At 57.6% G+C, this 11,947-nt stretch carries 9 protein-coding genes and 1 pseudogene; 6 read left to right on the forward strand and 4 right to left on the reverse strand.

Annotated features, from left to right (window positions below):
• The first annotated feature begins 5 nt into the window (after positions 1-5).
• Both PMI29_RS15990 and PMI29_RS15985 read left to right on the forward strand, forming a co-directional pair.
• Positions 6-1,592 carry a RimK family protein gene (locus PMI29_RS15990; RefSeq protein WP_033052346.1) on the forward strand — a complete coding sequence of 529 codons (1,587 nt, stop codon included), beginning with the start codon at positions 6-8 and terminating at the stop codon, positions 1,590-1,592.
• A gap of 66 nt (positions 1,593-1,658) precedes the next feature.
• Positions 1,659-2,609 carry a magnesium transporter CorA family protein gene (locus PMI29_RS15985; RefSeq protein ID WP_007997667.1) on the forward strand — a complete coding sequence of 317 codons (951 nt, stop codon included), beginning with the start codon at positions 1,659-1,661 and terminating at the stop codon, positions 2,607-2,609.
• 60 nt (positions 2,610-2,669) lie between these two features.
• Here PMI29_RS15985 and PMI29_RS15980 read toward each other — a convergent pair.
• Positions 2,670-3,008: pseudogene (locus PMI29_RS15980) on the reverse strand (transposase); the annotation flags it as partial.
• Positions 3,009-3,082: 74 nt separating this feature from the next.
• Positions 3,083-3,700, reverse strand: a complete 618-nt coding sequence (locus PMI29_RS15975; RefSeq protein ID WP_007997671.1) for a LysE family translocator — start codon at positions 3,698-3,700, stop codon at positions 3,083-3,085.
• Between the two features lie 295 nt (positions 3,701-3,995).
• Here PMI29_RS15975 and PMI29_RS15970 point away from each other — a divergent pair, with 295 nt between their 5' ends.
• Positions 3,996-4,427 (forward strand): hypothetical protein, encoded by a 432-nt coding sequence (locus PMI29_RS15970; RefSeq protein WP_007997673.1) that lies wholly within the window; start codon positions 3,996-3,998, stop codon positions 4,425-4,427.
• 299 nt (positions 4,428-4,726) lie between these two features.
• On the opposite strand, the gene PMI29_RS15965 is transcribed toward PMI29_RS15970, so the two are convergent.
• Positions 4,727-6,205, reverse strand: a complete 1,479-nt coding sequence (locus PMI29_RS15965) for a DASS family sodium-coupled anion symporter (RefSeq protein WP_007997675.1) — start codon at positions 6,203-6,205, stop codon at positions 4,727-4,729.
• Between the two features lie 54 nt (positions 6,206-6,259).
• Positions 6,260-7,207 (reverse strand): lactate/malate family dehydrogenase, encoded by a 948-nt coding sequence (locus tag PMI29_RS15960; protein WP_007997677.1) that lies wholly within the window; start codon positions 7,205-7,207, stop codon positions 6,260-6,262.
• Between the two features lie 773 nt (positions 7,208-7,980).
• Here PMI29_RS15960 and PMI29_RS15955 point away from each other — a divergent pair.
• From PMI29_RS15955 to PMI29_RS15945, 3 genes are all read left to right on the forward strand, one after another.
• Complete coding sequence (locus PMI29_RS15955) at positions 7,981-10,878, forward strand: AAA family ATPase (protein WP_007997679.1); 2,898 nt, start codon at positions 7,981-7,983, stop codon at positions 10,876-10,878.
• 202 nt (positions 10,879-11,080) lie between these two features.
• Positions 11,081-11,296, forward strand: a complete 216-nt coding sequence (locus PMI29_RS15950) for a hypothetical protein (protein ID WP_007997681.1) — start codon at positions 11,081-11,083, stop codon at positions 11,294-11,296.
• Between the two features lie 119 nt (positions 11,297-11,415).
• On the forward strand, positions 11,416-11,947 hold a 532-nt coding region (locus PMI29_RS15945), incomplete at its 3' end, for a TolC family protein (RefSeq protein ID WP_007997683.1).

The raw sequence follows: 11,947 nt of genomic DNA on the forward strand, positions 1-11,947 counted from the left end.
TTCATATGTCAGCGGTACAGGGTGGCTTGCGTGAAGTATCAGAGCAAAATCGATTAGCGGCAATATCAAACCTGACTTATTTACCGGAGGCATCAAGAAGATCCAGCCAGGTGATTATTATTGTTGAGCGAAAAGAAGACTGGACCTCTTACTTCCCCTCGGAGGATGTGATGAGTGCGCAGGAGTACCTGGAACAGCCTCTTGAGATCGAAGCCGGCAAGCGCGTTCAGGTTATTAATCTGTGCCGAAGCTACAAGTATCTGGGACACGGATACTACTGCTCACTACTGGCAGAAGCACGCGGCCATAAAGTTATTCCATCCGTGCGCACTATCAGCGAACTTACCAAAAAATCACTGTATGGCCTGGCGCTGGATGATCTGGGTAAAACCCTGGACAAAGCACTGAACAATCACATTTACAGTAATACCGAAGGATTCACGCTCACCCTGTACTTCGGTAAAACCAATCTTGAACCGCTACAGGACTTGGCACGGCAAATTTTTGAAATCTTCCCATGCCCGATCCTCCTGGTAGAGTTCCGTAAAAGTAATAGTTGGCGCATCGATGGAATAAAGTCCGGTGTCTTGCAAAAGTTACGCGAAGACCAGGAAGATCAGTTTGCCAACTCGCTGGACAGCTTCAGCCGCAAGATATGGCGAATGCCACGTTCACCACGCGTAGCCCGCTACGACCTGGCCATTTTGCATGACTCACAAGAAGCGCTGCCGCCCTCCAATGCCAAGGCACTGGAGAATTTCATCCGGGTCGGCAAAGGCTTGGGTATTGATGTCGATCTGATCGAAAAGAAAGACTATTCACGAATCGCCGAGTATGACGCCCTGTTGATTCGCGAAACCACCAGCGTGGATAACCACACCTATCGCTTCGCCAAGAAGGCGGAAAGCGAAGGTCTGGTGGTGATGGACGATCCCGCTTCAATCCTGCGCTGTACCAACAAGGTGTACCTGACTGATCTACTGAAAAGCCATCAATTGGGTATGCCGGCAACCGAGATTCTCTACAAGGAACGACCGGAAGACTTCGAGCGAGTGGGTGAACGCCTGGGCTTTCCGTTAGTGCTGAAGATTCCCGATGGCTGCTTTTCCCGGGGCGTAATCAAGGTCGAAAGCCAACAGGCTCTGCTGGAAGCCACCTCTGAGCTATTCGAACACTCGGTGCTGTTGCTGGCTCAGGAGTTCTTTTACACCGAGTACGACTGGCGCATCGGCGTGCTCAACCGCAAGCCGATTTTCGCCTGCCAGTACTTCATGTCCAAAGGTCACTGGCAGATCTACAACCACAAAGCCAAGGGCCAGGACATTAATGGGGAATGCCGGACCCTCGCGGTCCACGAGGCACCACGAGCGGTGGTCGAACTCGCGGTGAAGACCGCCAACCTCATTGGTGATGGTTTGTACGGAGTCGACTTGAAGCAGTCCGGCGACAAGGTGGTGGTGATCGAGGTCAACGACAATCCGAACATGGATGCCGGCATCGAAGACGCTTACTTGCAGGACGATTTGTATTCACTTGTGCTGGAAGAATTCGTCCGGCGCCTGGAACTCAAGCGTCGCGGCCAGGCGTGGTGAATGCTTGATCCGACACGCATCCTGCAAGACATGGGCTTGCTCAGTCGATAACGCCAGAGGTCAGATGTGATCAAGAGTTTTCAACTCGCCAATGGGGCACTGGTATCGGTTGAACACCTCAATGCCGATGTGATGTTGTTCAGCAATCCCGATATCGCAGAACGGGATCTACTGCGCAGCGATTTCAAACTGGACGATCACGCGTTGGCTTCGGCACTGGATCCTGACGAAGTCTCACGCATCGAATTCCACCCGGATAACCTGTTCTTGATCTGGAAGCGACCGGAAAGTTACTCGGGCGGAGAAAGCCTGGCCTTCGAGGTCTCGTCGTTCGGCTTGCTGTTCTCTCAATCACGCTTGCTGGTAATCGCGACTGACGATTCCCAGTTGAGTGGCCTGGGGGAGCGGCACCCCTTGCACACGCCGCAGGATGTGCTGCTGGACATACTGTTCAACAACCTCCACCACTACCTGGGTCACCTCAAGGTGATCAAGATGGTGGCTCGCGAGTTGCAGCAGAAATTTAACGCCTCGATGGAGAATCGCCATCTGATCCAGATGTTTAACCTCAGCGAAAGCCTGATCTATTACATCAATGCGATTCACAGCAATGGAGCTGTCCTGACCCGGTTGCGCAATCATGCAGAAAAAGAGCACTTCAGCGTCGAGGCGATCGCGCTAATCGACGATTTGATCATCGAGAACACCCAGTGCAACAAACAGGCGGAAATCTACTCTCGGGTGTTTGCCGGCTTGATCGATGCACGGGGCAATTTGATGAACAACACCATGAACAACCTGCTGCGCAAACTGACGCTGATCAATGTGGTCTTCCTGCCTCTCAACCTGATCGCCAGCATTGGTGGCATGTCCGAGTTCAGCATGATGACCTCGGCCGTCCCCTGGTGGGTTGCCTATCCGCTTTTTCTCACGGGAATGCTGGTTGCCGGGGGCCTGATGGTCATCGCGCTCAAGCGTCTGACACGGGGTTCATCCAGCATCAATGGCCCGCATTGAACGCTTGAGGTGCTGCACAAACAGCGCGTCAGCTTCGACCTTCCTGTGCTGCCACCTCATGTCTTTTCGGAAGTTGGCAATGGTCTTGAAATCGGGCATCAAACGCCCGGTCAGCCACATCAGCTCGATGTTGCGTTGGGCTTCTCGTTCCAGCCGTCGGCTCGACTGAATGCGGTTGAGATAACCGTAGATATAGATCTTCAGCAAGATCGCCGGGTGATAAGCAGGACGGCCTGTGTCGGCCGGAATAGCGCCGTCAAAACCCAAGGAGACCAGGTTTAGTTCGTCGACGAAAACGTCGACTACTCGCACTGGATCGGTGTCGCTGACGTAATCGTCGAGGCTCTCGGGAAGCAAGGTACCTTGACTCCGATGTTCACCTTGAATAAAGCGCTTCATGGGCGATCCTTGCGATGAAGTCCTCGGAAATCATAGCAAGGGTTTTCGGGCTGGATAGATACTCAATCGTAGACTTATTGAACCAGCTGCCGGATCCCTAGAGACAAAATCAAACCACCGCATAATCGATCAATAGCCTTTTTCCTCCTTCGATACGCTGAAGCGATCTCAGGTTGCGAAAGAGCGATTGCGACCACTCCATACCAAGTCATCGAAACCACCACTACGACTGCCAGCATCGATAAAAACGTGCTTGGTGAAACGTGGGTGGGGGCTGCCGCTGAGAAAATAGCGGCATAGAAGGCCATGGATTTAGGGTTGCCAATGTTCGTAACGACCCCCTGAATGAATGACTGCCGAAAGTTTCCAACGACGGCATTATTACCGGGGGCAAGCGCGCTCTTCCCGGCCTTGAGCAGCAGTCGGAATCCAAACCACATCAGATAGGCTGCCCCCAGAACTTTTACGATCAGCGCCGCCCAAGGGAACGCAGCAAATACAACGCCGATACCTGCGATTGCACAGGTGGCCCAGAATAAATTGACCAATACGATGCCTGCTACCAAGGCCAAAGCTTCTGACCGCGTAGCAGCTACCGCTTTGTGGACTACTGCAACGAAATTTGGCCCTGGAATAACGACACCGGCCAGGTAAACCAAAAGGACTGTCAAAACGGCGGGACCATCGATCATGTGCATTCCTTTGCGAGTATTGTGGCCGGGGACGGTCATCATTCAGTTCAAGGCCGCCCGCGGCTTCAACGTACAACGAAATAAAAATTTGATACAGGGCTTTGAGCGTAATTGTGTTTTTACACACTCTGGGCCGTTTTCTGCCTCTCGCGACGGGCAACTACCGGCCAAAAGCTGACATCAGATATACGACTAAGACAGTCCTAGGTTACCCAGCGCTGTATTGCCCTCTGATCTATAGTCACTGGGGCGGCCATCGGATTTGGCAAAATGCAACCCGCCAGGAGCACGCGACTTGATCACTCGACTGCAAGTACTCAAGTTGATCCAGATAGCCTTTGCACTGCCAGCCTATACCGTTCCTTTCTGCACGACGTACTTCCTCACCCTCTCGTTCGTAGTAAACATGCCGATCTTGCTGCTCACATCACGCCCCATAACAGACTGGGAAGGGAAATTACTGTGGATCGTGTTGTTGCTGTTCTCGCAATGGGCATGCTGGAGCATTTTTGCTGACGGGCTAGAAGATACCCCCTCTGTGCGACACCTCCCGTTGCTTTTGCTTGGGGTGCTGTTGACGCTGCTGTTGGGCGCTAGTGTCTGGATCATGTTTCGTACAAACCTCATCGGGGGGATGTGCGGTTTGCAGGGGATCGCGGCCAGCGTGTTGTTGATCATCAATTTGGTGCGGAAAAAGGCCCACGCGAGAAGTGTGAGCGCTGATTGAGAAGTGAATTGCCCTTGGTTCTGTAGACACAACTGACAGGCAGCTATGGGTCGTTTTCTGCCTCTCGCGATGGGCAGAAAACGGCCAGGAGCAGACGTTGCTTTACCATACCCCTTCAGCGTAGAGGCTCTGACCTGACCCGACTGGTAACAGGTCGATGCGCGATGATTGATCCATCTCCAGTTCCTCGACTGCTGCGCATCCGTACATAGGTGTCAACAGATAGCGCACCCAGTGTCGCAACGCGGTACCGCTCTTCTCAATCAGGTGGCTGGCTACTTCGATTCTCCGGTGCCGTGTCAAACATGTCCAAGCAACTGCCACCAAAGCGGGCCGACGACCAGCCAGATAACCATGTAGATGACGCTCATCAAGAAACCGGTCTTCCACCATTCCCCCTGGGTGACGTAACCGGCACCGAACATGACCGGCCCGGAACCGATGCCGTATTGCGTCAGACAACCGTTGACGCTGCTCAGGATGCCGAGAGCGACCGCTGCAGTGAATGGCGGGATGCCGGCAGCGACCATAAGCGCCATGCAGAGGGGAAACAGAGCACTGATATGTGCCGTGGCGCTAGCGAAGAAATAATGGATGTAGCAATAGATCGCCGCCACCAGCATATAGACAGCCAGCCTCGGGAAACCCTCCAGGTGTGCCCCGAACTCCTTGCCGAACCACGAAACCATGCCGTACTCATTGAGCTTGGAGGCCAGCATGATCAGCAGGCCGATCCAGATCATGGTGTCCCAGGCGGACTTCTCATTAAGGGCATCCTGCCAGGTCAGTACGCCGGTGATGAACAGCAACGAGACACCGAGAGCCGCCGCCAGCGTCGCTCCGATTTTCAGATCCTCACCGAAAATCCAAAGCACCAGCAAGCCAACGAAGATCACCGCCATGATGATTTCCTTGGCCGAGATGGGCCCCATTGCTACAAGTTCTCTCTGTGCCAGGGCCTTCGCATCGGGTGTCTGGCGAATCTGCGGCCGGACAATCCACAGCAAGGCTACCGGAATGAGGGCAAGGCACAGCAAACCGGGAACTGATGCTGCCACCGCCCATTCGAGCCAACTGATTGAGACGCCTTGGTCCGCGGCCATCTTGACCGCCAGGGGATTTCCCGCCATCGCCGTGATGAACATGCCTGCGGTGATGATGTTGGCGTGGAAGGCACAGAGGATCAGATAGTTCCCCACCTTGCCGCGCGATTCAGGGTCATCGGCATGGCTGCCGAGGACCTCCGACATCGCTCGGGTAATCGGCAGCATCACCCCACCGGCGCGAGCGGTGATGCTGGGCATGGCGGGCGAAATAAGGAGTTCAGTCATGACCAGTCCATAACCCAGCCCCAGGGTTCGCTTGCCCAGCAGCCGCATGAACAGGAGTGCGATGCGGTGCCCCAGTCCTGTCTTGATCACGCCTCGGGAGATAAAGAAGGCGAGCATCACCAGCCAGACGAGGTCCGTCCCCGTGGATTTGGTGACGTCGGCAAAGGACACGACGCCAACCAGCACGCCCACCGTGGCGCTGATAATGGCTACCGCCGACATCGGAAGAGGGGCGGTCATGATGCCGGCGATGGTGGCGACGAACACGGCGAACATGTGCCACGCCTTCACGTCGAGGCCAGCCGGCGCCGGCAGGAACCAGAGGACGATACCTATGCCCACCGGGACGAGAAATTTCCAGACATTACTGAGATGCCCTTCCGATGGCGTCGGTTTCGTCGTGGCCGGGCTTGCAGGTTGCGAATCCTTTGCGGGTAATACAGCCATGATATAAACCTCTTGGCGGCGCTGTTCGGTTTACTCAGTGCGTGCGCAATTTCCCTAACGGGCGAGAAGCACGCTGTCGGTTGCCTCTTTGACGATGCACGCACTGCGCTGCAAGGCCTCGCGCTCGATGGGGCCGAGTTCCGGATAAGCCAGTAACTGCGCACCTCTGCCATTGACCACCATCGGCAGCGACAAACACACCTCCGGTACGCCTTCGACTTCAGCATGCACGACAGCGACCGGCAGAATGAGGTCGGTGTTATGTACGATGGCCTGGCAAATTCGCCCAATCGCACTGGCGACTCCATAGTGGGTGGCGCCCTTGCCTTCCTTGATGAGCGTGGCTGCCTCGTGCACGGAGCGCAGGATCAGATCGCGACTGGCAGGCCCCAACTCTTTACCGCTCCTGGCCAGGAACATATCGAGGGGCATTCCGGAGACCGTCGCGCCGGACCAGTCGATCACCGCGGATTCGCCGTGTTCGCCGAGAACGTAGGCGTGAATCGCAGGCGCCACGACGCCCAGCCGCTCGGAGAGCAGCGATCGAAGTCGTCCGGTATCGAGGGAGGTGCCGGTGCTGATAACGCGCTCGCGCGCGCAACGCAGGCGGTCAAAAACGACACTGGTCAACACATCGCAGGGGTTGGTCGCGATTACGTAGATCGCATCTGGGGCCAACGGTGCAGTACGATCCACAATCTCCGCTGCAATGGCCGCATTGGTTCTGGCCAAGTCCAGACGAGTCTGCCCTTGCTTCAGACCGACACCAGCGGTGATTACGATGATGTCCGCATCGCGTGCGTTCTCGTAATCACCGGCATAGAAGCGATTGTGCCCCCAGAATGCTGCTGCATGGGTGAGGTCCAGCGTCTGCCCTTCTGCCCGTACTCGCGCGACATCGATGATGACGATCTCGGCGCTCGGAATAGCCACGGCCGCAAACAGGGCTGCTGATCCGCCAACCAATCCTGCACCGACGATTACGATCTTGGGTTGCCGCATCGCATGCCTCCCGTCGCGCCAGGAGAATTGGACACCTGAACCAGGCATCCGCCAGTGGACAGTCAACCTTGAAGTGGCGCGAAACCTACATGAGCCGACAGCCTGACTGCTCGGGCCGGCTCTCAATCGATTTCGTTACACACATCTTTTGCGTAATTATTGAACAGCTCACTCGCCCCCAAGTGTCCAAGGGGGTGTCTTTCAAGGCGAGCGAGCCAAAAAAACGGGAAATTTTCAACAGGCTTTGTTAACGGCTAGCCGCACATGGCGAGTTCCTCATTGGGAACTGGCAAGAAAAGAGTAGCTCAACATCGACTGGGTGCATGCCCGTAAATTTGGGAATAATCGCACGCCAGGGTTTTCCGGGTAATCGTAACGATCACGGTCGGGATGGTGGTTGGGCTAGCGCGAGGCGCGCAGGTCTCATCGTTAGGCAGAATCAAGGCATGTAAAATTGAGATAAAACTCAATATTGATGTTTTTGTTATTAATTTTTTGAGATCATTGAAAAGCCGTGATGTGACCGAACGGACGAGCTGAGATACAGGCCTAACTGGCCGCACTAAGGCGAATTAGGCTCATGGCGTGAAGTTGTGCGTGTGCCAGTTTCCGACCGACGACGCTTGGCTTCAGAGTTGATCAGCGTTGTCATGAGAGCAATGGCCCAGGACTGAAGTGCGTAACTGCGAGGGGTCCGGGCCCAGGTCGAAGACGACCGAATCCCGTGCGAATCTTCAGCGCACCACCATGTTTTTAGTCTTCAGGAATCAACCGTGGCGCGTCCGCAGCCCCATCCGACCCCCGTCCTTCTTGACTTTGGCGAGTTCGAACTCGACGAGGCCAACGCTTGTTTGTCGCGTAATCGGGAAGCGGTGGCGTTGGCGCCGACCCCTTTTCTGTTGTTATGCGTACTCGCACGCCAGCCGGGGTCGTTGGTATCCAAAGACGCCTTGCTGGACGCCGTGTGGGGGCATCGGTTTGTCAGCGATTCGGTTCTCAAGACGGCCATCAGCGATCTGCGCAAGGTGTTGGGCGATGACCCCAGGCACCCTCGCTTTATCGAGACGGTGTCGCGGCGCGGCTATCGCTTCATCGCCGTGTCCTCCTCTGCTTCTTCGATACCACCTACATCCCCGGCGGTTAAGGCGACCGGTACACGTCCGTCGCCTTCATTCATCGGTCGCATCGACGAGGTCACCAGGCTGCAACGGGCATGGGAGCGGGCCGGTGGCGGTCAGCGGGCAGTGGTTTGGCTTGCTGGAGAACCGGGGATCGGCAAGACCACGTTGATCGAACATTTCCTCGCCAGCCTTGGCGGCATTGCTTGCGCACGCGGCCATTGCGTGGAGCACTACGGCACCGGCGAACCGTACCTGCCGGTGTTGGAGGCGTTGGCCGATTTGTGCCGCAGCGACCCGAGCCTGCCGGCATTGTTGCGTGACGTGGCGCCGACCTGGCTGCTGCAACTGCCGTGGCTGAGTACCGCACAAGAGCGAGAAGCGTTGCGCCGCGAGTTGGCGGGCGTCGGTCCGGACCGCATGCTGCGGGAAATGGGCGAATTGCTAGACCGCTACACAGAGCAGCGCCCGCTGTTGCTGGTGACCGAAGACCTGCACTGGAGTGATCGGGCGACGGTCCAGCTAATCGACTACATCGCGAGACGACGTGGCCGAGCGCGCCTGATGTGGCTGTCCAGCTTCCGCCTTGCCGAAGTGGTGGCGCTTGACCATCCGCTCAGCTCATTGCGCCACGAACTGCGTCTGCAACGTTTGTGCGAGGAAGTGGTGCTCGACCCGTTTTCGGAAACTGAAATCGCCGACTATGTGGCGCTGCGTTCAGCCTCACTGGCACGTGATGAAGCCTTCGTGCGCGCCCTGCACGAACGGACCGACGGTGTGCCGTTGTTCGTTTCCTCAATCATCAGTGAGGTGATGGATGCAAAGGAAGACGAAACCACCATCGAAGCTCGACTGGCGGATCTGGCGGTTCCCGACAACCTGGCCGCCATCATTGATCATTACATCGCCAAGCTTGGTCCGGAGCAACGTACACTCCTCTGCGCGGCTGCGGTGTGCGGGGCCGACTTCCGGGTTGAGACGGTTTCGCTGGCCCTTGAGCGCAATCTCTCTTCGGTGATCGGCGCCTGTGAGGAACTGATGCGTGAGCAGGTATGGCTCACACAATCGCGGGCTCTCGATGTTGACGAGGCGGTAGAGCCTCCTTACTCGTTCCGACACGCCCTTTTTCGCCAGGTGCTGTATGACCGTACGCCGCGTTCATTGCGCATCGATCTCCATGGCCGGGTTGGCACTGCCCTCGAGCGCGAGCGCTCGGCCGGTGTGCCGGTTGCTGCCTCGGAACTGGCGATGCACTTCGACCGTGCCCGGCTGCCGATGATCGCGCTGCGCTACTACGCCGAGGCCGCAGAAGCCGCGCTGCTGCACTTCAGCCCGGACTTGTGCATCAGCCTCACTGAGCGCGCCCTACTCCTGCTTATGCAGGCACCCGAAGGGACGGAGCGCGATACGCTCGAAATTACCTTGGCCACGTTGCAGGGGGTTTCAGCTTTCCACATGTTCGGTGTCGGTAGCGAAGCCAAGGGCGCTTTCGAACGGGCGTACACGCTGCTCGCGGATGTACCCGAGCACCCTATGCGCGGTCGCCTGCTGCATGGATTCGGCTATCTGCTCGGTCTACGCGGCGACTATTCGCAGGCTTTGGAAGTGGCGGAGCGTGCTGAAGCGCTCTCCCTCAACGCAAACGATGCAGAGCTCATGCTGGCGGCGTGCATCGTTCAAGCCGAGGTGCATCACCTCCAGGGGCGCACGAAAACGACCCGCCGCTGGCTGGAACGAGCCCTCGCGATTGCCGAGCCGCTGGGCATCGGGACAAACGAGATCTTTGCGGCTGATCCCCAGGTCATGCTGCACGGTATGCTGGCCATCGAGCTGGTGCGGTCTGGTCTGGTTGAGCAAGGACGAACCCATATGCAGCAGGCACGAACCCGCGCACAGGCGCTTCGACAACCTATGACATGGCTGGTCGCTACCTGGCAGGAGGTGTTGATCGAGGTACGACTGGGAAACCCTGAGCGGGTGGCAGCGCTGGCTGACGACATGCAGAACCTCGTCGATGAATATTCGCTCGCGCTTGGGCGCACGGCTTGCCGCTGGTGGCGCGGCTGGGCCGACGCGCGCAACGGTGCCCCCCACGACGGCTACCGGCACATCCGTGAGGCCTACGAGGAACACACCGGACTCGGCATGCGCTCCGGTGACAGCGAGGTACTCGGCTACGCCGCCGAGGCGCTGCTACTGGCAGGTGATTACGACGCAGCGCACATCCAATTGCAGGAAGCACTCCGGGTGGGAGAGGAACTGGGAGAGCGCGTATTCCTGCCGCAGCTGTTGCTGCTGGAGGCCGCGATCGCACGAACTCAGGGTCGGCCCGACGCTGGCAGCGTTGCGGTGCGCCGCGCAGTTGAAGAGGCTCGCGTCCAGGAAGCACCGTGGCTGGAGCTGCTAGCGCGGGTGGAGTTGAGTGAGCACCACGAGGCTACGGCCGAGGACCATCAGGCATTGTCGACTCTGATTGACCAATTGCCCGAAATTGACGGAACCGAACTGGCGAAACATGCGCATTCACTGCTTCAGTCTGCCAAGTCGACTTGAAGCGACGGCGTCCCCTCCATTGCCTGGTGAACTGATATCGCTCCCACTCAGCGTGAGCTAAAACCGCTTGGCCGCAAGCGTTCCGGTGATCACCGTCTCTGTTTTGCGAGCGTTGTCCCGACCAAACCCTGACCTTTCGCTTACGACTCGACTCAAGGGGCGGCCTACGCTGTCGTCGAATTTTTTTGCCCCTTGGTCCGTGATGAGCCTGAACCCTGAATCCAAGTACCCGAGCCGCCGCGCATACGTAGTCAAGCTGCGCAGTGATGCCGCGCCGGGGGCCCTGGTGGGCCGCCTCGAAAACCTGGTCACCGGTCGTCAACGCGAGTTCTCGTCTGCCGAAGAGTTGCTGGAGTCGATTGACTCGGATCTAGCGTCGGCCGTCAGTGAGAAGGCTGTAGACACTGACCGTGAGTGACTGCTTCCAACATAAACATAAATGAGCGCATGGCGACCGAACCGCGACGGTTCGCTGACGACTTCGTACGCACCCGAACCTACGCTGATGCAACCTCGAATTTACACGAGCTCACTCTGATGTCGCGATTTTTCACTTCCCATCCGCTGTCCCATCACACCGGTCGGACAACCTTGCAGCGCTTCGAGCGCACGACTGGCTTCGTTATTGCGGCAGCCCTTGCCACTGCGATCTCCCTCGCCCTCTCCGGTTGCTCCACGCCGGTCGTCAAGCCATCGGTCGACCTACCGAGCCACTTCGCCGCGAGTACGGCCTCCGAGATGGAACCCGAGGCGGCATGGTGGGAGGTTTACCACGACCCGTTGCTGACGGATCTGGTGCGCCGAGCCGCGCGGGAGAACCGCGACGTCAAGATTGCCGCCGAGCGCTTGCGTGCCGCGCGTGCCGGAGAAACGGTCAGCCAGTCCTGGCTGCTCCCGAGCGTCGGAGCATCCGTCTCCGGCAGTGACCGCAGCAGCGGCTTCAACTCGGCCACGAAACAGGGTTATCCAGATATCAAAACCACCAGTGTGGGTCTGGACGTCTCGTGGGAGCTCGACCTGAGCGGCCGTCTGCGAGCCGGCGCAGCGGCGGCAGACGCCGATGCGCTAG

This window comes from Pseudomonas sp. GM49 (genome assembly GCF_000282355.1).
In the GTDB taxonomy this organism is placed as follows: Bacteria; Pseudomonadota; Gammaproteobacteria; order Pseudomonadales; family Pseudomonadaceae; genus Aquipseudomonas.